This window comes from Corynebacterium parakroppenstedtii, from assembly GCF_019754935.1.
GTDB classification, from domain to species: domain Bacteria; phylum Actinomycetota; class Actinomycetes; order Mycobacteriales; family Mycobacteriaceae; genus Corynebacterium; species Corynebacterium parakroppenstedtii.
In genome coordinates this window covers 17203-39218 of the sequence record NZ_JAGSOA010000002.1, presented here as the reverse complement: position 1 = coordinate 39218, position 22016 = coordinate 17203, and the positions used below count along the sequence as shown (strand labels likewise).

The window sequence follows — 22016 nt, the reverse complement described above, 5'->3', positions numbered from 1 at the left end:
TGTCCGGCCTCACCCCCATACGGAGGTCGACTTCCCTTCCCCCGCCGTTAACCACGCGCAGAAGCACCTACCCTGGCCCATATGACTCCTACAAACAATCCTGACGACAACACATCCTCCGCCGTCGATACGAGCATGTTTAATCCCGACGATTTTCGCCGACGAGTATCTGTCACCATTAATGCCACTCCCGACGACGTGTACAACGTCGTGTCGGATATTTCACGTACGGGCGATTGGTCTCCGGTGTGCAAAGCTACGTGGTGGAAAGAGCGTGACGACGGCACGACACCATCAGAACCCGAGGTAGGCGCATGGTTCGTCGGCCATAATGAAACACCACAGCGTACCTGGGAAACGGAGTCCGTCGTGACTGCAGCCGAACGGCCCAAGATTTTTGCGTGGGCCGTGAACGGAGGCGTCGTGGAATGGGGTTATGAAATCGAACCTGCCGCAGATGGCGGGTCCACCTTGACGGAGACCTGGGAAGTTACTCAAGAAGGCTTTCGGTTCTTCATCAACAAGTACGGCGACGATGCCGTCGCAGAGCTCAACGAGCGACGTGATGCTGCATTAGAAGGCATTCCTACAACCGTGAGGACGATCAAATCCATAGTGGAAAACGAGGTGGAACACGACGCGAGCTAGGCGTCTGCGTCGTAGCCGGTAGAATACCTACGCACGATTTCCACAGAGCGATAAGGACTAATTGCTAATGCCGAACCGCGACAGTGACCCCCGTTACAGCAACGCGAACGATGAAACTGAAATATTCCCCAGTAGCTATTCCGAGCGTTACTCGGGTTCAGAAAGCCAGTATTCATCCGGTGGCAACTCGGGTTACCGCGATGACGAGTATTCGGCGGGTAGCTACAATCGCGAATATAGCTCTGGCGGGTATGGGGCTCCCAGCAATCGTGGATACAACGAAGCCAATCGTAGGTATAGCGATAGCGCCAGCTACTATCCTGACCAGCAGTATCAGGGCTATCAGCAGGCCCCCGCACAATCACCGGCACCTCAACAGTTGCGTCCGCAGAAGAGTGGCCCATCACTCAGCGACCAGTTCGATATCCCGAAATTTATCGGCTCGGTCGTGGCTGTTGCCATCGTCGCCTCCATCACCGCTTACGTGGTGGCATGGATTCTTGAACTCGTCATGGAGCGCATCGCCACATACGTGAACTGGACGTATCCGCCTATTGACCGGACGTATTACGCGATCTTTGCCGCTGTCGTGGCAATCTTCGCCGCATTGTTATGGTGGGTGCTCAACATTGGAACAACGCTGCCGTCGCTGTTTTACAGTTGGATCGTCGGAGTCGTACTGGTCGCGGCAGTCGTTCTTCCACTCTTATTAACGACGCCGTTCTATAACGGCATTATTGAATCTGTTATGAATCTCGTCGTTGGGTTGCCAGTGGTGTACCTCATTGCACCCATTGGTAATTCGGCTCGGAAAAACTAGCCGTCTTTATTGTGCTACGACCCCAATTCTCCGGCTGAGCTATTCCCCAGCTGAACTCCCCTACTGTGTGGCCGCCTTATTTCCCAGCCACCGTGGGAATCGCTCCAGGGGACCACGTCCGAAAAACGCCATCCAAGCATTCGCGAAGGCAATTGAGCCGATAACGAGAGACCAATAAAGCGGGTTGGAGACAACTGTTCCCGCCGGCCCACCCACAGCGAACACGATGATAACGTGAGCGGTGTAAATGGTCAGTGGCATGGCCCCGGTGACGGCGATGGGGATAAACCACCGTCGGGCTCGTGACACAATCAGCTGGCACAATGCCACGACGATGAGGGCGAACCCACCGGAGCCCACGAATTCTGCGGTGCCCCCACTATGCGGTGCTGAATCCACAAGAGAGCGCTTGAGGGAATCTTTCAGCTCTTTCGTGCTATCAAGTGCGTCCCAATATTGACCCCATCGGCTTTCAATTCCTTCGTCTGCTGCCGAACCTCCCGATGATTGTGCTGTCTGGTCTTTTGGCTGCACACCATCAGATTGTTGGGCTTTCTGCTTTTTTAACTTGGAGATTACTGCCGACCAATCAGGCTGAGACGTGCCATTTCTGTCATCCTGGTTAATCCAACCATTTTTCGGCTCTTCGTCACTACCCCACATTGAGCCCACACCATAACCAATTGCACTGGCACAAACCCCGACAGCAACGAGGCCGGCCAACGCTCGTGTGCTCTGCAGGTGAAGCCGCCCCAACGCCATCCCCAACAGAAGAATGCCCCAGAACACAGGCAGCGGATACACTCCGCCCAATACCAATCCGATTGTTGGGCTGGCGTTTCCTTTAGGCAAGAGATACTGGATAATTGCCAGCAAAGAGGGTCCGACAACCCCCAGGCAGGTGCCCACAATGATCAGTGTTCGTGTCTTTGCCCACACAAACGGTAAGGCCACGGCATACAGAACCCCATAAAAAGTCAATATGATCGAAATTCCAGTACCGAGCTGCTCTAGAACAAGGCCGATCAGGAAGATAGCTAAAGCTCGTCCAATGAGTTTTAGCCGTATTCCCTGCACGCCGTTCACCGACGTTGGACGCTCACCTCGCCCCGTCATCAAGCTGATAGACACACCAGCTAACAACGCGAATAACACGGCTGGCCGCCCGTGGACAAGGGCCGGATACGTCGATGGGTCCATAATGCTCACCGACGATGGACCTGCGGCAACATGAGCTGCGATCATCCCAAAAATCGCCAACGCCCGAGCAACATCTATACCCGGCAGCCGTGGCGATTGAACGCTCCCCCTCAATTGTTCAATGGGGTGAATAGATTGTTTCATGCGGGGAGCCTAACCCACCGCCGTCCTCAACTGAAAATAAATTTAATGAAGCTTAATCTTTCGCCAGATAGGGGGTAAGCGATGCGTGGCACCAGGGGGGCACGGGCACCGGAATAATGGCTATGACGACCGTGGGTGACGGACCATCACGATCGTTCGTTGATCGTCCGTCGAATCCGGCACAGCATCCCCGAACCCTAAAACATCGAGTAACTGTTTCTCAGACTTCTTATCCACGTGTTCAGTAGGTTCGTCGATAAGCAGAATGGGGGCATCACTGAGTAAAGCACGAGCTACTATAAGACGACGCCTCTGACCACCTGATAACGATTCCTCGCCATCGCGCAACACAGTGTCAAGGCCGCGCGGTAAGTTCTCTACCCACTGAGTCAACCCCACTCGGTCGATCATCTCGCGCATTGCACTCTCGCTCGCATCGGCGGAACCCACCGCCAAGTTGTCCCGAACTGTTGTTGCGAAAATATGTTCATCCTCGGCGATAAAACGAGCACCAACAGCAGAATAGCTTCCATTCCACGCCGGGATCAGCCCCGCTAAGGTCATCAACAATGTGGTCTTGCCAGTGCCTGAGGGAGCAACGATCTCGTACCGGCCACCGGGTGGAACGTCAAAGTTCGCCTCCCACACTGGGTGGCCCCACCCGACAACTAAATGGTTCGCAATTACGCGACCAGTACTCATTCTCGTACCGAGGGCCGGGGAAGTTTCTTGAGCGGTAGCGACAGGAAATTCATCAGAGACGTAATCACTAGTGGTTTGCTCGGTAGCGTTATCAATCCTCAAGACGTTACGCAGCCGTGCTTCTGCGTCGCGAGAACGAACAACAGCACGGGAGGCCTCAGCAAGTGGAGCGACAGCTTCGAAGGCAGCCAAGGGCATAAGCGCTACAGCAGCTAACCACTGGGGACTATGGTCCGGACTAGCGAGAACTGCAACGAGAACAACGACAATAAGTGTGAATCCCGATGACGCGGCTGACATTGCGGTCGACACAGATGACCATGGGTGAGCCTTCCCTCGGATCGACGAAATTCTCTGCTCTGCATCACCCGCATGGTGGAGAGCTTCATCTAGTTCACCACGTACGCTCAATGCAGCAGCATGATGCAATACATGGTCAACAGCTGTGACATAGTCTTCCGTGGCCTGAGCAGTTGAGGCTTTCTTTTCACCCTGAACCGCGATCCATGGCACAACAATTCCTGAGAAGGCCAAACCTACAGCTAAAATACCCGCAGCTAGTAGCGATAACGTGGCGGTCAGAGCAACCGCAAGGGCACCAGTATAAATCGCAACCCGTCGCGGAATAGTGGCTCGTACGATTCTATCGGTGAGTGCATCGATGTCTGGGCCAATGAAGCTAAGTAAGCGACCTCTCGACATCCCCAATACGGTGGATGGAGGCACAGCTACCAAATTATGGTAAATCTGACTACGCGCATTCGCTGCAGCTGTAAGCGCAACGTCGTGGGTTGCAAGCCTATCAATGTATCGAAAAACCGCGCGGGAAATTCCTAAAGCACGTACCGACGTAATAGCGACAGTCAAGTTCATCACTGGTGGCATTTGCCACGCACGAGTAATCAGCCACGCAGACACCAATGTCAGTGCGATTGAGGACATCAGCGTCACTACACCGGCTAGTACTGCTCGTTCACGAGCCCATACATCAACCGTCATGATCGATCGCTTCCACATCGTAAACACGATCCGCTGCTTCGCACATCAGCGGATCGTGACTAGCTACCAGCACTGTCGCGCCACGAGCGGACAGGTCGGCCAAGTCCTTAATCATTTCCTGTGCAGACTGCTCGTCGAGATGAGCAGTCGGTTCGTCGAGAACAAGAAGTTTCTTTCCCGGAACTGATCGACGGAAGGATTCCTTTTGGCGCTGCCCCAAGGAAAGGTGGCTCGTGTCGCCCATAGTTCCTTCTGTCAATACCGGGCGTTGAGGAAGGAACGCAGTGTTCTTCCACACTTCTTCACGAGGGAGTGCGCCGTCGGGCCCACATACACCGGCTGTTCCACTACCGCTGCCAAGACCTAAAACTGCCATGAGGGCCGTCGATTTACCGGAACCATTGGGACCGGCTAACACTGTAAGGTTTCCTGGTCGTGCCCTAGCGGAAAGAGCGTGGGGCCGAATACCGTCACGCCCTTCACAGGAATAATTGTCAAGCACAACTTCGAGGCCTCCACCGGATACGTGGTCGCAATCAGGCAGTAGGGGCCGTGGCGGCGATGGAGAGTTTAGTTCCGTACGAACTGCATTTAGTGCTGTTATACCACCCTGAGCTGCGTGAAAGCGCGTTCCTACGTCCCGCAACGGAGAATATACTTCGGGAACAATGATCAGAATGGCTAGGCCAGTAGCCAAGGAAATATGGCCTCCTAAAAGCCTAAAACCAATGTTGACGGCGACCAAAGCAACCGAAAGCGTAGCTATAAATTCAAGAACAAACGTAGAGAGAAACGCTAATTTCAAGACGTCCATCGTTGACCGCTTGTGGGTACTCGCTAGGCGACGAACTTCGTGCTCAGGATCATGTTGCCTCCCGTGAGCAACTAAAGTAGGCAAACCTGCTACAAGATCCACGAGCTGATCGTTCAGGCGGGACAAGTCCTTGAGCTTACGTTCGGTTCGTGATTGTGTTAGCGTCCCCACCAACCACATGAAAAAGGGAATAAGGGGAATTGTTCCGGCAGCCCACAAAGCAGAGGGAAAATCTAACCAGGCTATAGCTACCAAAACCAGAGGTGTCGATAGAGCAGAAGCCATGGCTGCGGGAAGGAATCCAGTTATGTAGGGCCGAAAAGAATCTAGCCCATGAGTCAATATCGTGTGCCAGTATGACCGGTTAACTCGGTGCGGATCTTCGTGAGCAAGGTGATCTATGAGACGACGGCGGAGAGTTGAGACCACCGAATCTGCGGCTGCATCACCTAATCGTGTCCTCGCCCAACTAACCAGAACGCGCAATACGACGACAAGCGCTAGCCAGCCGAAAAGAGCATACGGATACTCTGACGGTAAATGGTGAGACATCGTCTCGTGACGATTCACCGGCTCCACTGCACGCGCTATCAAAGTCCCCACCGCTATGCCGCTCACTACGGTCAGGACTGTATCAACAACGCTTAGAAACGCCGACACATACACCCACCAGCGTGCCCGAGAGCTTAAGTGAGCCAATTGGAATATGTGCATCACACTACCGTTTTTCTCTCTAGCTAATACATCGCTTTGCCGAAGCCACCGACTATCGAGTTATTCGGAAGGAACAGGATCAGCGGTAATACGTTTCCTAAATATCCAGTACGTCCACGCCTGGTACATCACCACAAAGGGTGTTCCAAAGGCCGCACACCAGGTCAAAACGGTCAACGTATACCGACTTGATGATGCATCCCAGACATCCAACCCGGTCCACAACGTCGGGAACATCGCTCCAAAAGCAAGGCCTGTAACTGAAACAATCGTCACGCACGTGAAGAAAAAGGCCCAACCATCCCGGTCACGGTGAGCGCTGACTAGAGCAAGAATCAAGCCAGCCGCTGCCAGCACGGTCCATCCCCACGTGGTTTTCTCTCCAAAAGAGAGCTGAGTCCATAACACAAATATTCCATCAAAAAGAATAGATAAGCCAGCAAAAATCGAGGCTAGTTTTCGTGCGTTAACGCGTAAACTACCCGAGGTCTTCAGACGAATAAAAAGCGCACCATGAAAGATGAAGACGAAAATAAATGCCAAAGCTCCCACTAAACCATAAACATTGAAGAGCGGATATACCCGGGAAGCGTTATCCGGCACACCTCGCACCAGATTAGCTATCGCCACCCCCCATATCGCAGGCGGTAACCATGAGCCCAACACTATTCCGCTGTCACACCACTGACGCCACTTTCGGGTATCGACTTTTCCCCTCCATTCAATGCTCACAGCCCGTATAATAAGTGCCAAAAGAATTAAGAAAAGCGGCACATAATATCCCGAAAACATATCCGCATACCACATAGGGAAAGCAGCGAATATAGAACCACCAGCTGTGATGAGCCATACTTCATTGCCATCCCACACCGGACCAATGGTCGAGATCATCGCTGATCTTTTATGCTCATCGCTACCCAAAAAAGGCAGGAGCATTCCTACGCCAAAGTCAAATCCCTCGAGTAAAAAATACCCCGAAAACAGAAAACCGATGAGTATAAACCACAAGGTAGGTAAATCGAGTTCAAACATCGTCTTATTACTCCTTAGTGCTTTTCACCGCTAGATGGGAGAAGCTCACTGTTCCTACCTCATCAGCACTACCCGAGTCAGACCCTACACCCACATCATGGCGGGATTCTTCCTGGTCATCGGTTGGGTGGTCGTCCTCAGTCGGTCCGCTAAGGACTGCCCGCTTAGTCAACCATAACCAAACAAAGAACAGAGCGAGATAAGTTACCGTAAAGCCAACCAAAGTAAGAATGACATTCCACGACGCATGATCCGTTACCCCCATGTCAACAATCATTCGAATGTTGTCGGTGCGAGGATCACCAACTGAATCAGGGTTCGGGTGAACAATCCACGGCTGACGCCCCATCTCAGTAAAAATCCATCCCGATGAGTTAGCTAAGAATGGGAAGGCAATAGCCGCGATGCTCCCGATACTGAAAACTTTCTGCCACCTACCTTGTGGAAGACGCCCGTGCCGCGTGAAAAACCAAGCGAAGAATGCCAAGGCGATAGACCCAAGCATCAAACCAATCATGGCCCGGAACGACCAATATGTTACAAAGAGATTTGGTGAGTAGTTACCCGGTCCATATAAATTCTCCGCTTCTTTCTGTAACTCAAAAACACCTTTCAAAGTGACGCCAGTGAATTGTCCTTTAGCGAGGAACGGAAGAACCCAGGGAACTTCAATCAAGTGGATAACTGACTCACAGTTGTTATGAGTTCCAATCGTTAAAACGGAGAACATCGGATCGGTATGCGTGTGGCACAATGATTCAGCCGACGCCATTTTCATGGGCTGTTGCCGGAACATCATCTTCGCTTGTGTGTCCCCAGTCAGCACGAGAGCAACCGATGATAGGGCGACAACCCAAATTCCAAAGCGGATGAGCGGACGATACATTGAATGAGGATTGTCGGGATCCGCAGCACCGCTATTTTCACTGCTGGATTCCGCCTGCAATTTTCCGATGCGGTGGGCATGGACGAGCCACCAGCATGAGATACCCAAAACAAAGGTGCCCGCGGTGAGGAACCCTCCTAAAACGGTATGGGGGAAAGCAGCCAAAGCCGTAGGGTTCATGAGGAGCTTACCGAAATCAGTCAATTCCGCCCGATGAGTATGTGGATTGTATTCGGCGCCTACCGGATGCTGCATGAAGGAATTCGCAACAATAATGAAATAAGCCGAGATGTTGACGCCAAACGCGACCATCCAGATCGCACCTGTATGGAGCCACACTGGCAATCGGCCCCAACCGAAAATCCACATTCCAAGGAACACGGATTCCATGAAAAAGGCAATGAGCCCTTCTAGCGCCAGTGGGCCACCGAAGACATCCCCCACCATCCGCGAGTATTCCGACCAGTTCATTCCGAACTGGAATTCCTGAACGATGCCAGTAGCCACCCCCATAGCAAAGTTAATGAGTAAGACATTGCCAAAAAAACGAGTGGCCCTATACCAGTGGGGCTTTGAGGTTAACGCCCACATCGTTTGCATGATAGCTACCAGTGGAGCCATACCAATGGTCAATGGCACGAAAATGAAATGGTAGACGGTGGTAATCCCGAACTGCCAGCGCGAAATGTCCACGACATCCATCGCTGCCTCCAATGTTGAGCTCTAGACAAAGTGACGAGGATTTCACCGCTCCCCAAAGGCGGTGGCTAACTTAAAATCCGCCCAGATTGCACCGTTGCGTACAAAGCACCTGAGCTAAAAAAGGAGCACTCCGTACCTACGGTTCCGTAGGTACAAGCGTCTAGTCATATAGTCGTGCAGAACTCGATAAAAGTTCCCCGCCCACAAAATAAGCTGAAACCCTAACCGTTTTCAAGGATTCAGCGCCCCTCCGAATCGGGTAAGCATTTTATACTCACGATCGACGAACTGTGCCCCAGAGAGGAATCGAACCTCCGACACCGGCTTTAGGAGAGCCGTGCTCTATCCACTGAGCTACTAGGGCAAATAACACATCAGTTACCGCTCCTGCTGGCAACGACTCATGTAGAAGAATCCTCAACCACCAGGAGCCAGAACTAAAAGCAGAACCAGGATAGCCGACAGACGCCGAGAGCAGAAAACCGCACTATAGTTTCCTCTTATCCTTAGGTTGAAGTGCAGCTGCAATCAGCGGGAAGAGCAGAACCGTCACCGCACCGCCGGCGACCAGAAGAGAAGCCGCCGATTCTTCTAACAAGTGCGCATTCGTCGCCACTTCAGTTACCGCAACAATGATCGGCAGGCCAGTCGCCGCATAACAGGCGAGCTGAAGTTTTTGATTCGTTGTCGTCAACTTTGAACCAGTCTTGGTAAACATTTCCCGCAAGAACACCGGGAGACCGCGGGCTACCAGAATGACGCCGACAACAGCGAACAATTGCCCGATATTGGCCCCCACGGTCTTCACGTCGATATTGATACCTGAACACACGAAGAAGACGGGGATGAAAAAGCCATAGCCCACGACATCCAGGCGCTCCTCAATGAGACCGTGAGCGCGCTCTGGAACCAGACCGCGCAAAACAATACCAGCAGCAAAAGCCCCCAAAACGACGTCAAGATCGAATACCGCCGCGACCGTCATCAGTATCGCCAACATCAGCACCACCATACGGACGATCGACTGGTTCGTCGCCGAGGCACCGTCGATAATCGCGCGACCCACCCACGGAACCAGAGCGGCTACGGTGCGAGGTACCACCGCCACCATGGCTGCGATGGCAAAGAACGCGAGCAGGATCAGGAACGTCACACCCATGGACCTCGCGGATAACAAAAGAGCGATGGCCATAATGGGCATCAACTCACCAACAGCGCCATGAAGCATGACAGATTTACCGACGTTGGTTCGTAATAGATCCGACTGCTTCAAGATAGGTAGCAACGTACCCAGAGCGGTGGATGTCACAGCGATGGCTAGTGTGACTGCAGTCAGCGCTCCGTTTCCTTTCAGGAAAACTAGCGCACCAATGAATGCCAACACGAGGCACATGAGCCAGGTCAACGCGGCATTACCGCCCTCTTTGCTGCGCAACGAGTCCGTGTCTAACTCGTAACCGGCCAGCAGGAACAACATGCCCAAACCCAACTGACGCAAGATCGAAATACCGGAATCGATCTCCGCGAGACCCCACACACTGGGGCCGATAATGACGCCCAAAACAATGAGGAACACCACGGCCGGAATGCGTTTGCCCGTCATGAAGGACAAGATGGGAGCCAACAGTGCCACCGCCAGAATTGCGGTGAGCGAAATCATTGTGTCGGTATTTGCCTGGCCCGACGCCAGCACCGTCTGAGAGACCGCCATTGTGTCGGCTACTGGGACTGAAGTCATGGATGACAACCCTACTGATTGGTTAATCGTGAATCGAATGAGCCTGACCACAATGTACAGCTAATTAATCGTGACCGCTCGCTACACGAAATTAGTATTTGAACACGCCCTCGGCCTCCGAGTGATCCCACAACTCCGCATCGCCTCGCTTCGTGTGGCTGATCCACCACGCGATTTCGATGGCAACACACCCGACCGCGCCGACAATGAGCGCTTGCGTCATCAGCCCAAGGTTCGTCGGATCCAGCAACAAAATGTGCGCAATCCACGGGACCGAGAAAATCACGACATAGGCCAGGGCTGATACCACCAGCAGGACAATCTTCCACAGCTTGTACGGGCGGGCAACCACGATCAGCACCCACAGCGCCATCGTGATCATTACAGTCAGCGTCGCCGTCGAGGCTTGTGATCGGTCAAAGTTGTCGCCTCGTGTGACCCACAACCAGAACCCGACTGTCACGGCACCGATCAAAACTCCCGACGGGACCGCCAGCCACAGGACACGACTGACGAACCCGGACTTTGCGCGTTCATGGTTCGGGGCCAGCGACAAAATGAACGCCGGGATTCCGATGGTGAACCAGCCGGTCATGGTCACGTGAATGGGTTGGAAGGGGTAGCTCATCCCAAAGATCCCGACGATGAGGGCCAGCAACACCGAGTACACGGTTTTCGTCAAGAAAAGGTTAGCGACACGCTCGATGTTGCCAATGACCCTGCGGCCTTCGGCAACAACATGGGGCAGCGTCGCAAAGGAATTATTGAGCAACACCAGCTGGGCGACCGATCGCGTCGCCGGGGACCCTGCGCCCATCGCCACACCGATATTGGCGTCCTTCAAGGCCAACACATCGTTCACCCCATCACCCGTCATCGCGACGGTGTGGTTGTTGCGCTGCAGCGCGCCAACCATCGCACGCTTCTGCTCGGGTGTTACGCGCCCAAATACCGTGGACTCTTCCACGACCTCGTCGAATTTCTCCTGGTCGGACTCGAAATCGGGAAGTTCGCGAGCGTCGATAGTCTTCGAATTATCAATACCCCCCGACGACGCCACAGCCCCCACCGACTCGGCGTTGTCACCGGAAATGACCTTGACGTGCATTTTCTCGCGGTCGAAGTACTCGATCGTCTCCGGCGCATCGTCGCGCACTTTCTGCTCAAGGACGATCAGTCCCCGCGGGGTGAGGTCATCATCGCCGGGCTCTTTGGGCGTCGCGGTAATGTCGTCGAGCTTCTTCGATGTCTGGGCCAACAGCAGAACACGCAAGCCCCGTCGGCCCACCTCATCGGCCACTTGAGCCGCATCCGACCCCGGTTGCGCAATAACATCTGGCGCACCCATCACCCACGTGGTCTCGCCAAAGCTAGCTCCCGACCATTTTCGTGCCGACGAAAATGCCTTGGTATCCGTGGGGTCCATGACTTCGGTGTCCGAGTCGAGATCGTGGATTCCTTCGGCGATGGCCTCCGAGGTGTCGTTCTTGTCGTCGTCCGCCGCGATTAACGACGCCAACGCGGCGAGGACGTCGTGGTCGACGCGGACCCATCCCTCGTCCGATTCCGACAATGGTTCGTCAACCGACGAATCGCTGTCGGAGTCCGATTTCTGCTCCGAGTTCACCTCCACGACGTCGTTGAGCACCATTCTGTTTTCCGTCAGTGTGCCGGTTTTATCGGTGCAGACGACGTCGACGCGGGCCAGGCCCTCGATCGCCGGCAGCTCATTGACCAGCGCTTTAAACTTTCCTAGGCGCACAACTCCGACGGCGAAGGCGATCGACGTCATCAAGACCAGGCCTTCGGGGACCATCGGGACGAGGGCTGCGACCATGGCCAAAATAGCGTCGCGGAGTGAATCCCCTGACCGGAACAGCTGAGTCCAAATGGTCAGAATGCCCGTCGGAATCAACAGCCACGTAATGATGCGAAGGATCTTGTTGATGCCGGACATCAACTCGGAATCGGTGAGCTCAAACTTATTCGCAGCCGCGGTCAATTTCCCGGCGTACGAATCCGCCCCAACCTTCGTCGCCTGGTAAAGCCCGTGGCCGGACTGCACAAATGATCCGGATAGGACCTCGTCCCCCGGCGATTTCTCCACGGGGTCGGATTCCCCGGTGAGCATGGATTCGTCGATATCGACGTGCTCAGACTCGACGACGACGCCGTCGACGACGACCTGGACCCCCGACTTCAAAATGATGAGGTCATCGAGCACAACCTCGTCGCGGGAAATCTCCTGGTCCTCCCCGTCTCTTCGGACGGTGGGCCGCGCTTCGCCGACGATGGTGAGCTTGTCTAGCGTCCGCTTGGCGCGAAGCTCCTGGATAATCCCGATGCCCGAGTTTGCGATGATCAACAGCCCGAACATCGCGTTAATGAGCGATCCCGTTGCCAGCACAATGACAAAGAGGACGCCCAGCATCGCGTTTATGCGGGTAAAAACATTCGCCTTAATAATCGACCAGGTTGAGCGGCCGGACCGTTCAGGCAGCGTATTGCCTTTACCGTCACGACGACGTTCCTCGACCTCCTGCGAGGTCAACCCCATCGACGGATCCGTGTGGAAAGAACGGTCATCATCAGCAGCAGAAGAATCGGACGCCGCCGCAGGATCGTGAGACGACGAAGCGTCGGACTGTTGTTGAGCCATGTGCTCATTGTAGAGAACGCCTTATTAACACGGCTGGGCTATCGACGTTCGACTCCCCACGCCCACTCCCGGGGCCGGGTTGGCGAGGCTCGAGTCCCGACGCTCGGCTGCCTATGCCGGAGCCTATTTGCCCTTGAAGACCGCCGAACGTTTTTCGGACCGCGCCGCCCTTGCCTCGGCGGCGTCCTCGGAATCCCAACACTCTGTGCGCAAGCGTTCATGAAGAGCGGTGAGGTCAGCGCCGTTATCCTCAGTTCCCTCGGAGGAACCACCCTGGGCCACCCCCGTCGGAACTACCTGATTAAAGACGGCTTTGAGATACCTCAAGGTCAGCGGAGCATTCGTGGCTTGATCGACGGCGACCTGCCAGGCGTCGTCGTGGTTTCCTCGTGACGACGCCAACCCTGCTGATATCGCAGCGTCGGGCCCGATTCGCTCAGCCGTGTAGAGGAAGGACCGCGCCCGGGCACCGCCGAGTAATTCGACGGCGCGATGGATCGTCCACGGATCGACGGCGATACCTAGGCGGACGACGGGAACGCTGAACCAGCCACTCTCCCCCACGACGCGGAGGTCGCACGCCATGGCCAGCTGGGTGCCCGCACCGACCGCCGGGCCATGGACATCGGCAATAACGGGGAGAGGCGAATGAGTAATAGAGGTCAGCATCGCATCGAGATTGTGATGGAAAGCGGAGGTATACACGCCGCCGGCGAGGTCTGCTCCGGCGCAAAAAGCCTTCCCCTCCCCGCGGAGAAGGATGGCGCGAACGGACTCCGTATTTTCCGCCTCGTGAACATATGTCGCGATCTGGCCGCAGACGTCGGCGTTCAGCGCGTTTCTCTTGTGATCGCGACGGATTGTGATTACTGCTACCTGTGGCTGCGGCTCGCCATCGGTTGGAGTGTCGTTATCCACGGGCAGGATGTCTAAAGTGACCTCGCCGTCGGGTGATGCGGATGTGACATTGTTCTCATTCGTCATAAATACAGGCTATGCGCCGCGCGAGCCCCCCGCGGCGTTTTCGCCAACGTGCCCGCACGACGCCCGCGTGTCACACGGGCTGCGTGGGGATCACTCAAAGTTAGCGGTGCTAGGATCAGCACCAATGCGCCCATCTTCACGGTCCAACGCAGTGATCTGCTCAACCTCATCGGTCGTTAAGGAGAAGTCGAGAATATCGAAGTTGGATTCCACGTGTTCTTTGGACTTGGAACGGGTCAAGACGGAGAGCCCCATATCAAGATGCCAGCGAAGAACAATTTGCGCTGGTGTCTTTCCATACTTAGCAGCCAAATCCTTAATAACTGGTTCATCGAAGTACTTACCCTGGGCCAACGGCGACCATGATTCCGTCAGAATGGAGTGCTGGTCGTCAAAGGAACGCATCGCTGCCTGCGAGAACCCTGGGTGGAGTTCGATCTGGTTAATAGTCGGCGTCTTGTTATTTTCCGCAACAAGTTCATCCATTGCTTCTGGATAAAAATTGCACACAGCCAAGGAGCGAATACGACCTTGGTTCTGTAGCTCAATCATCGCCCTGAAGGATTCCTTATATTGATTCTTTTCAGGGTACGGCCAGTGGATGAAATAGATGTCAACGTAATCAAGCCCCAACTTTTCCATGCTGGTGTTGAATGCCTCAAAGGTGGATTCATATCCCTGGTCGGAATTCCACAGTTTGGTTGAGACCGTGAGTTCCTCACGAGTGACATCACCATTCTCGATAGCATCGCGAATAGCTTTGCCCGTTGATTCCTCATTCTTGTAAATCATTGCGGTATCGATGCGCCGGAATCCAGCCGCAATTGCCGTGCGAACCGAGGAATACGCCTCCTCCTGAGACAATTCCCATGTTCCAAATCCCAAGCGTGGGATCACAGTCCCGTCACTCAGTGTGGCCGTCGGGCCAGCATTGTTCTGCTGTGTCGTCTCTGCTTTCGAAGTGTTGTTAGCCATACGAGCCATTGAACACGCTATGCCCCAGTCCTGCAGAACCCCAGCTCAGAAGGCTAAATCGGCGCTCCATCGCCCACAACACTATCCCCCACACCCGGCCTGCACATCATTTCACTAAAGCCCCCTCGCGGGGGACATATGAGAGTTACGCTAGAAAAATGGTGTCACATTCCGGTTCATCTACTCCGCCCTCTTCTCACTCCTCCCCGTCCGCTCCCCAACCCGAGCGCCTATCCGCCCATGACCTCATTCATGACATTCTCGATACCGATTCATGGGATAGCTGGGACACTAAGCCTGATTATGGAGAAATTTCTGACGATTACGCAGCATCATTAGCTCGCGCGCGGGAAAAGTCAGGGGTTGATGAGGCCGTGATCACCGGGGCCGGAACGATTGACGGTCACCGCGTTGCCGTGGTTGCCTCGGAATTCTCTTTTCTGGGTGGGTCCATCGGGGCTGCGACATCACGACGAATTATCGACGCCATCCACCGCGCAACAGCGGAAAGCTTGCCCCTTCTGATTTCGCCCGCGTCCGGCGGCACGCGAATGCAAGAGGGAACACCGGCCTTTGCGCTGATGATTTCGATCACCGCCGCGATTCACCGGCATAAAGATCAGCACCTGCCCTACCTGGTGTATCTCCGCCACCCCACGACGGGCGGGGCTATGGCGTCCTGGGGCTCTGCGGGGCACCTCACCTTCGCCCAGCCCGGCGCCACGCTGGGGTTCCTTGGCCCCCGCGTCGTCGAACTCACGACGGGCAAGCCTCTCTCACCCGGCGTTCAGACGGGCGAGTATCTCTCCCGCCACGGGGTCATCGATGGGGTCATCGATCCCGCGGGCCTTCGTCGGCAATTTACAAAACTTTTCGACGTTCTTATCCGCCCTGATCATGCGACGGAACCGGCCGAGCCGACGCCGCCGTCGGGTGAGGTGAGGTCAGCGTGGGACGCCATCACCCAAACCCGAAATCCACAGCGGACCGGCGCCGGGGATCTCGTGAATGCTCTGTCTGACCACTGGGTTCAGCTCTCGGGAACCGGGGACGGGCGAATGTCTGAGGCTGTGATCGTGGGGCTAACCAGGATCAATGACCAATCCCTCGTGTTCGTCGGAATGGACCGGACCGCGCAGGAACCGTTGGGCGACTGGCCCTTGAGCACAGAGGCGATGCGCTTCGCCCGGCGCGGCATTACGTTGGCCCATGAGTTGGGGATCCCACTGGTCAGCGTTATCGATACTCCTGGTGGTGAGCTGTCAGATCGCGCGGAGCGGACTGGAATGGCTCGTTCCATCGCGCGCACGCTGGCTGAGATTCTCGATATCGACGTGCCTACAGTGTCGGTCATTATCGGCCAGGGGTGTGGAGGTGCCGCGCTCTCGATGATTCCTGCTGATCAGGTTCTGGCCTGTGAAGATGCGTGGTTGGCGCCTCTTCCCCCGGAGGGAGCCAGCGCTATTATTTATCGGGATGTCGATCATGCGCCGACGATGATGGAAAACCAGTCCGTTGCGGCGGATAAGCTTCACGAACGCGGCATCGTCGACCGTCTTATTCCCGCATTGGACAGCACCGATGCCGAGGCCGACAGCAAGGTGATAATTGACTCGATTGCTCACGCCTTGTGGGAGATCAAGTTGAATTCGACTTTGCGACGTGGACGTGAGCAGCGTCTGGCGCATTATGAACGGCTCGCCACCATCGTGTGAGAGCCGTCTGCGCGGAAGAACCACGGTCGCGTAGGCGCCGCGTAGGTTCTCTTACTTCACGTCCACCAGATCGATAACGAACACGAGGGTTCGGCCACCGAGCGGGTGGCCGGTGCCGGCGGGCCCATACGCCATGTCCGGCGGAATGGTCAGCTTGCGACGTCCCCCAACGCGCATGCCCGGAATGCCTTCCTGCCAGCCGGCAATCAGGCCGGTGAGCGGGAACGTGATGGTTTGCCCACGATCCCATGAGGAATCGAATTCTTCGCCGGTTTCGAAGTCCACACCCACGTAGTGAACCTCAACATTCGATCCCGCTTGCGCTTCAGGACCGTCCCCTACCGTGATGTCTTCAATGAGGAGGTCTTGCGGGGCAGGACCCGATTGGACTTCGATAGTTGGCTTACTCATGAGATTTTCTCCTTTTGTTTCAGACTCGCTGGTACAGGGGGACTGACAAAGCAATGAGCCAAGCTCGGCTCACCAGAGTAGCTGGTAATGACGAACTTGGCTCACGGCGGGGTGCCTCGTGGCACCGGATCTTCGTGTTTAGCGTTCTTTGCGCGGGACGACGTGGCGCTCAGAGTACCCCGTGTACACCTGACGCGGGCGGTTGATGCGCGACGACTTGTCGTTCACGAGCTCGAGGTGTTGGGCAATCCAACCCGGCAGGCGGCCCATGCCGAACAGAACGGTGAAGAAGTTGGTCGGGAAGCCCATGGCCCGGTAAATGAGGCCAGTGTAGAAGTCGACATTCGGGTACAGCTTGCGGTCGATGAAGTAGTCGTCCTTGAGCGCGATTTCTTCCAGGTTCACGGCGATTTCGAGGAGATCGTCGTTGACGCCAAGGTGGTTGAGCACGCGGTCTGCGGTCTTCTTCACAATTGCAGCGCGCGGATCGTAGCTCTTGTAGACGCGGTGGCCGAAGCCCATCAGCTTCACGCCGTCTTCCTTGTTCTTCACCTTGTTCATGAACTCGGTCGCGTCGCCGCCGTTGTCCTTGATCTCCTGGAGCATTTCCAGAACTGCCTGGTTAGCACCACCGTGAAGCGGGCCGGACAGAGCATTGAAGCCCGCGGCGATGGACACGAACATGTTGGCCTGCGCGGAGGACACCATGCGAACCGTCGATGTGGAGCAGTTCTGCTCGTGGTCCGCGTGGAGAATAAGGAGCTGGTCAAGAGCCTTCGTCAGGACGGGGTCAACTTCGTAGTCCTCCGTCGGGTAGCCGAACATCATGCGCATGAAGTTCTGGCGAGCGTTCAGGCCGTTATCCGGGTACATGAACGGCTGACCACGACGTGCGCGGTGGGAGTAGGCAGCCAGCACGGGAACCTTCGCCATAAGGCGATAGGTGTTGAGCTTCTGCATATTCGGGTCGAGCGGGTCGAGCGAATCCTGGTAGTAGGTGGACAACACGTTCAACGCAGAAGCAATAACGGCCATGGGGTGTGATGACCGCGGGAAAATAGAGAAGTGATCCTTGAAGTCTTCATCAACCAAGGTATGCCGGCGAATATTGCGGTTGAATTCGTCGAGCTGTTCTTGGTTGGGAAGCTCACCGTTAATCAGTAGGTAAGAGACTTCGTTGAAGGTTGCCTTCTCGGCCAATTCTTCGATGGGGTATCCGCGGTAGCGAAGAATCCCATTTGCACCATCAATATAGGTGATATTGGACAGCGTGGAACCTGTATTTACATACCCCGGATCGAGGGTAACGTAGCCAGTTTCCTGGAGCAGCTTTCCTAGGGCAATGCCATCGTTCCCATCGGTTGCTTTAACGATCGGCATTTCATAGCTGCCTCCCGGGTAGGTAAGTACAGCCTTGTCCTTGGCCTCTGCAGCATTGTTGTCAGCCATGTTTTCCCTTTCTCCGAAAGCAGTGGTTATGCCGTATGGAGCTGATGCTCGCTTAAGTTTTCCCTGCACTCATACACTTTCGAGGGCGGCCTTCTCTTTCTTGGTCGATGTTCACCGATTCACGGCATCCATCATGTGGACGACAAGACAAATACTGAAGACCTGCCCTCTTCACGATCTAGTGTAGAACCTCACTCACGTGGGGGCGACAGCAGACATACCCGAGTAATGGTATGCCGCACAGTTTAACAAAGGTTGTGACGTGGACGACAGTTACCAATCAATGGCCAGAATTCCACCCTCTTTCAGGGTTACTCACCGGCTGATTTGAGGTCAGTGTACGCATTTTAAACAGTTTTGTGGGTTTTATTCGCTTATTCACGGCCGCGTCACTATGATCCCCACCAACGCACAGTCTCTAGAGATATACGAGCCATCCATGACACCCACCACATCATCAACTCCCTCCGACGCACCTCAACTGCCTCAGGAACTCCTCCCCCACGACGGCCGCTTCGGTTGTGGCCCCTCCAAAATCCGCCCGGAGCAAATAAAGGCCATTGATCAGGGCGCGACCACCATTATGGGAACCTCCCACCGCAAGCCCGGGGTCAAAAATATCGTCGCCTCTATTCAGGAAGGCCTGACGTCGCTCTTCCAGCTTCCCGACGGGTACGAAATCGTCGCTTCACTGGGCGGGGCCACCGCGTTCTGGGACGCAGCGACCTTCGGCTTGATTGAACGTCGTTCCGCTCATCTGAAGTACGGGGAGTTTTCCGGCAAGTTCGCTGCCGCATCCGAGCGAGCCCCCTGGTTGGACGCCCCGATCGTCCTCGAAAGTGATCCTGGCACCGCCCCTTCCCCGTCGGAACTTAACAATGTCGACGCGGACGTTGTTGCGTGGGCACATAACGAGACGTCGACGGGGGCGATGGTTCCCGTGGAGCGGCCGTCTGGTGACGCGCTCGTCCTTATCGACGCGACCTCGGGAGCTGGTGGTTTACCCGTCGATATTCGGAATGCGGATGCTTACTATTTTTCGCCGCAGAAATGCTTCGCGTCCGATGGTGGCCTGTGGTTCGCTGCGATGAGCCCGGCCGCGCTGGAAAGGATTGAGCGGATTTCGCAGTCGGATCGATTTATTCCTGCGTTCCTGGATTTGCAGACTGCGGTGAATAATTCTCGGAAGAACCAAACGTATAACACGCCAGCAGTAGCGACGCTGCTCATGATGGATCAACAAGTGCAGTGGATGAATAGCAACGGCGGGCTCGACGGAATGGTCCAGCGGACGTCTGCGTCGTCACGCGTTATTTACGATTGGGCTGAAAAGCGCCCCGAGACGCAACCATTCGTCGCCGATCCACAGGGGCGGTCCCTCGTCGTCACGACTGTTGATTTCGACGACGCCATCGACGCAGCGCGAATCGCCGCCATCTTGCGCGCTAATGGTGTGTTGGATACTGAGCCTTACCGCAAGCTTGGACGAAACCAGCTGCGTATTGGCACATTCCCGGCTATCGATACCGCGGATGTAGAGAAATTAGTATCTGCCATTGATTACATTCTGGACAATGAACTAGCCAACAAGAGCGCGTAGTAGCAGTTACTCCGGGGCGTAGCGGACCAGATCTCGCGCACTATCCAGCGCGTATATCACCGCTATTTGCTTAATCCAGCTAAGGTAAAGGGGTATCTGAGAAAAAGTCGGGATATGTATGGCTTGCCATTCGCGGCCATTCATTGCCATTCGTTCTCTGGCGCCTTCGCATAAGCGTAAAACGGTGAACGAGAATAAAAGGCAGCGAACGCGAGTGAACGCTGGCATAAGGAATGGGAGTTCCCCCGGCTTATGTGACCAGGAGGTAGTAATGCAGACAATTTCCCTCGTCCCCGAGGAATGCACCGACGACTACCTGGTTTTTGCTGCCTCGGAACCACACAGTCCCGACGCATCCTCCGCGGGGGATTCAGCTGAGGTTTCCTCGAACGGCTCCCCCGAGGTTTCTGCGACGGATTCCTCGCAGGAGGACAACACCGGCCCAACGCACTTCAGGCTGCGGCTCACTGCGGACACGAGATCTACCCTCCGATGGTTGCTGGGTGACAACGTCTCCGACGCTTCCGACGCCCCCGGCTCGACCGGCTCCACCAGCACCGATGCCCCAGCAGAAGCGGCACCTCAATCCGGCGATTCCGGTTCGTCACACACAGACAACGTTTCCGGCGTCGATAATGACAAAGACTCCGGTGACGAGGGTTCCAGCGCAGGATCTGACACGGCCACAACAGAACACAGCGAATCGCTGACGGCTCCGTCGACCCCGACCGTCGTCCTGACCCCGCGAGAAATCCAGGCGCGCATCCGCGGCGGCGAATCCATCGAAGACCTCGCCCGCGCCTCCGGGATGTCGCAAGGCAAAATCGAGCCCTTCGCGCACCCCATCCTCGCCGAGCGCGAGCGCATGACCACCGTCGCCCGCCAATCGCACCCCGTTCGACAAGACGGCCCGTCCACACTGACTCTCGACGACGTCCTCGCCACGGCATTCACAGCGCGCGGAATGGACCTCTCGGAAGCCACGTGGGACGCCTACCGCAACGACGCCCGACTGTGGATCATCACCCTGACCTGGACATCCGGTATGTCCGACGTCACCGCGGAATGGAGCTACCACTCCGACAGGCTCTCCGCCACGACAGTGGCACGCAATGAAGCCGCCACGGAACTTGTCGACCCCGACTTCGGCCGCCCCTCCCCCGGACGCCCCCGGTCTCGTACCAGGGGCCAGGAAGGATCCGCGCGTTTCTCGTCGGCAATGAATTCCGACGATGGCAGTCAGGAATCAGGGCAGATCCACGGGCTGCACACCGACGGCGACCCCGACTTCGATTATGACGAAACCGCGGAGGGCTTCGACGACGCTACCTCCGCGACCCCCTCGTCACCCGAGGATGAAGCACCCCGGGGCGGAGGACAGCCCGGCGCGGACACCGACGTGCAGCCCCGCCACCCCTCTCGAGCAGGTGGGGGACGCGGTCGACGGACGCAACGCCGTCGGACCGGTCGCATGGAAATCGTCGGGCTCGATGACCACCGATCAAGGCGGGCGAATAAATCCTCGGATAAAGGATCATCGGCCGGGGACGATCCGAACGATGACGGAACCAGCAGAAACGATGACAACAACCGCTTCGGCCACGATCAGGCATCCGATGGCCGCGGTGGATCGTCCGAGAATGAAGACGCATTCTTACAACACCCGGACACTGAATCCCGTCCTCGTCGCCGTCGGAAAGCGGTGACTCCCCATTGGGAGGATGTCTTGTTGGGAGTGCGAACGAACCGGTCGGATCCGCCGCGCAACCGGGGCAACCACACCCGCGACCACGACTAAGCTGGACACTGTCCACACAGAAACTC

At 55.8% G+C, this 22016-nt stretch carries 16 protein-coding genes and 1 tRNA gene; 5 read left to right on the top strand and 12 right to left on the bottom strand.

Annotated features, from left to right (window positions below):
• The first annotated feature begins 81 nt into the window (after window positions 1–81).
• Window positions 82–648 carry an SRPBCC family protein gene (locus tag KCQ76_RS06675; protein WP_082089915.1) on the top strand — a complete coding sequence of 189 codons (567 nt, stop codon included), beginning with the start codon at window positions 82–84 and terminating at the stop codon, window positions 646–648.
• Window positions 649–715: 67 nt separating this feature from the next.
• Window positions 716–1468, top strand: coding sequence for a hypothetical protein (locus tag KCQ76_RS06670; RefSeq protein WP_052722371.1), 753 nt, complete (start codon window positions 716–718; stop codon window positions 1466–1468).
• Between the two features lie 60 nt (window positions 1469–1528).
• Here KCQ76_RS06670 and KCQ76_RS06665 read toward each other — a convergent pair whose 3' ends face one another.
• The 10 genes from KCQ76_RS06665 to KCQ76_RS06620 all read right to left on the bottom strand — a co-directional run bounded on the left by KCQ76_RS06665 (window position 1529) and on the right by KCQ76_RS06620 (window position 15017).
• Window positions 1529–2812, bottom strand: a complete 1284-nt coding sequence (locus KCQ76_RS06665) for a heparan-alpha-glucosaminide N-acetyltransferase domain-containing protein (protein WP_046203448.1) — start codon at window positions 2810–2812, stop codon at window positions 1529–1531.
• Window positions 2813–2932: 120 nt separating this feature from the next.
• Window positions 2933–4513 carry a thiol reductant ABC exporter subunit CydC gene (cydC, locus tag KCQ76_RS06660; RefSeq protein ID WP_046205252.1) on the bottom strand — a complete coding sequence of 527 codons (1581 nt, stop codon included), beginning with the start codon at window positions 4511–4513 and terminating at the stop codon, window positions 2933–2935.
• Window positions 4503–6041, bottom strand: coding sequence for an ABC transporter ATP-binding protein/permease (locus tag KCQ76_RS06655; RefSeq protein ID WP_046203450.1), 1539 nt, complete (start codon window positions 6039–6041; stop codon window positions 4503–4505). The genes cydC and KCQ76_RS06655 overlap by 11 nt, the downstream gene beginning before the upstream one ends.
• 60 nt (window positions 6042–6101) lie before the next feature.
• Window positions 6102–7073: a cytochrome d ubiquinol oxidase subunit II gene (gene cydB / locus KCQ76_RS06650; protein WP_046203451.1), complete on the bottom strand. Its 972-nt coding sequence runs from the start codon at window positions 7071–7073 to the stop codon at window positions 6102–6104.
• A 7-nt stretch (window positions 7074–7080) separates the two neighbouring features.
• Complete coding sequence (locus tag KCQ76_RS06645; RefSeq protein ID WP_046203452.1) at window positions 7081–8661, bottom strand: cytochrome ubiquinol oxidase subunit I; 1581 nt, start codon at window positions 8659–8661, stop codon at window positions 7081–7083.
• A 291-nt stretch (window positions 8662–8952) separates the two neighbouring features.
• Window positions 8953–9025, bottom strand: a tRNA-Arg gene (locus KCQ76_RS06640).
• A 123-nt stretch (window positions 9026–9148) separates the two neighbouring features.
• On the bottom strand, window positions 9149–10372 hold the full coding sequence (locus KCQ76_RS06635) for a cation:proton antiporter (RefSeq protein ID WP_046205253.1): 1224 nt from the start codon (window positions 10370–10372) through the stop codon (window positions 9149–9151).
• A gap of 118 nt (window positions 10373–10490) precedes the next feature.
• Window positions 10491–13058, bottom strand: a complete 2568-nt coding sequence (locus KCQ76_RS06630) for an HAD-IC family P-type ATPase (RefSeq protein ID WP_082089916.1) — start codon at window positions 13056–13058, stop codon at window positions 10491–10493.
• 123 nt (window positions 13059–13181) lie between these two features.
• The gene (locus tag KCQ76_RS06625) at window positions 13182–14042 is read right to left on the bottom strand and encodes an enoyl-CoA hydratase (protein WP_082089917.1); all 861 of its coding nucleotides are present in this window, start codon (window positions 14040–14042) and stop codon (window positions 13182–13184) included.
• Between the two features lie 90 nt (window positions 14043–14132).
• A complete protein-coding gene (locus KCQ76_RS06620; protein WP_046203485.1) occupies window positions 14133–15017 on the bottom strand; it encodes an aldo/keto reductase in 885 nt (294 codons plus the stop codon).
• Between the two features lie 158 nt (window positions 15018–15175).
• On the opposite strand from KCQ76_RS06620, the gene KCQ76_RS06615 reads away from it, so the two are divergent.
• A complete protein-coding gene (locus tag KCQ76_RS06615) occupies window positions 15176–16732 on the top strand; it encodes a carboxyl transferase domain-containing protein (protein ID WP_231725368.1) in 1557 nt (518 codons plus the stop codon).
• Window positions 16733–16783: 51 nt separating this feature from the next.
• Here the strand turns inward: KCQ76_RS06615 and KCQ76_RS06610 are convergent, their stop codons facing one another.
• Both KCQ76_RS06610 and KCQ76_RS06605 read right to left on the bottom strand, forming a co-directional pair.
• Window positions 16784–17143 (bottom strand): FKBP-type peptidyl-prolyl cis-trans isomerase, encoded by a 360-nt coding sequence (locus KCQ76_RS06610; RefSeq protein ID WP_012731110.1) that lies wholly within the window; start codon window positions 17141–17143, stop codon window positions 16784–16786.
• A 138-nt stretch (window positions 17144–17281) separates the two neighbouring features.
• Complete coding sequence (locus KCQ76_RS06605) at window positions 17282–18592, bottom strand: citrate synthase (RefSeq protein WP_046203454.1); 1311 nt, start codon at window positions 18590–18592, stop codon at window positions 17282–17284.
• Window positions 18593–19031: 439 nt separating this feature from the next.
• Between KCQ76_RS06605 and serC the strand changes: the two genes are divergently transcribed.
• The gene (serC, locus tag KCQ76_RS06600; protein WP_046203455.1) at window positions 19032–20192 is read left to right on the top strand and encodes a phosphoserine transaminase; all 1161 of its coding nucleotides are present in this window, start codon (window positions 19032–19034) and stop codon (window positions 20190–20192) included.
• A 271-nt stretch (window positions 20193–20463) separates the two neighbouring features.
• The gene (gene sepH, locus KCQ76_RS06595) at window positions 20464–21990 is read left to right on the top strand and encodes a septation protein SepH (RefSeq protein ID WP_052723093.1); all 1527 of its coding nucleotides are present in this window, start codon (window positions 20464–20466) and stop codon (window positions 21988–21990) included.
• The last annotated feature ends 26 nt before the right edge of the window (window positions 21991–22016 follow it).

Bases quoted from the DNA above. Each gene is read 5' to 3' on its own strand.
- KCQ76_RS06675 (WP_082089915.1), top strand. From the start codon at position 82: ATGACTCCTACAAACAATCCTGACGACAACACATCCTCCGCCGTCGAT.
- KCQ76_RS06670 (WP_052722371.1), top strand. From the start codon at position 716: ATGCCGAACCGCGACAGTGACCCCCGTTACAGCAACGCGAACGATGAA.
- KCQ76_RS06665 (WP_046203448.1), bottom strand. From the start codon at position 2,812: ATGAAACAATCTATTCACCCCATTGAACAATTGAGGGGGAGCGTTCAA.
- cydC (WP_046205252.1), bottom strand. From the start codon at position 4,513: ATGACGGTTGATGTATGGGCTCGTGAACGAGCAGTACTAGCCGGTGTA.
- KCQ76_RS06655 (WP_046203450.1), bottom strand. From the start codon at position 6,041: ATGCACATATTCCAATTGGCTCACTTAAGCTCTCGGGCACGCTGGTGG.
- cydB (WP_046203451.1), bottom strand. From the start codon at position 7,073: ATGTTTGAACTCGATTTACCTACCTTGTGGTTTATACTCATCGGTTTT.
- KCQ76_RS06645 (WP_046203452.1), bottom strand. From the start codon at position 8,661: ATGGATGTCGTGGACATTTCGCGCTGGCAGTTCGGGATTACCACCGTC.
- KCQ76_RS06635 (WP_046205253.1), bottom strand. From the start codon at position 10,372: ATGGCGGTCTCTCAGACGGTGCTGGCGTCGGGCCAGGCAAATACCGAC.
- KCQ76_RS06630 (WP_082089916.1), bottom strand. From the start codon at position 13,058: ATGGCTCAACAACAGTCCGACGCTTCGTCGTCTCACGATCCTGCGGCG.
- KCQ76_RS06625 (WP_082089917.1), bottom strand. From the start codon at position 14,042: ATGACGAATGAGAACAATGTCACATCCGCATCACCCGACGGCGAGGTC.
- KCQ76_RS06620 (WP_046203485.1), bottom strand. From the start codon at position 15,017: ATGGCTAACAACACTTCGAAAGCAGAGACGACACAGCAGAACAATGCT.
- KCQ76_RS06615 (WP_231725368.1), top strand. From the start codon at position 15,176: ATGGTGTCACATTCCGGTTCATCTACTCCGCCCTCTTCTCACTCCTCC.
- KCQ76_RS06610 (WP_012731110.1), bottom strand. From the start codon at position 17,143: ATGAGTAAGCCAACTATCGAAGTCCAATCGGGTCCTGCCCCGCAAGAC.
- KCQ76_RS06605 (WP_046203454.1), bottom strand. From the start codon at position 18,592: ATGGCTGACAACAATGCTGCAGAGGCCAAGGACAAGGCTGTACTTACC.
- serC (WP_046203455.1), top strand. From the start codon at position 19,032: ATGACACCCACCACATCATCAACTCCCTCCGACGCACCTCAACTGCCT.
- sepH (WP_052723093.1), top strand. From the start codon at position 20,464: ATGCAGACAATTTCCCTCGTCCCCGAGGAATGCACCGACGACTACCTG.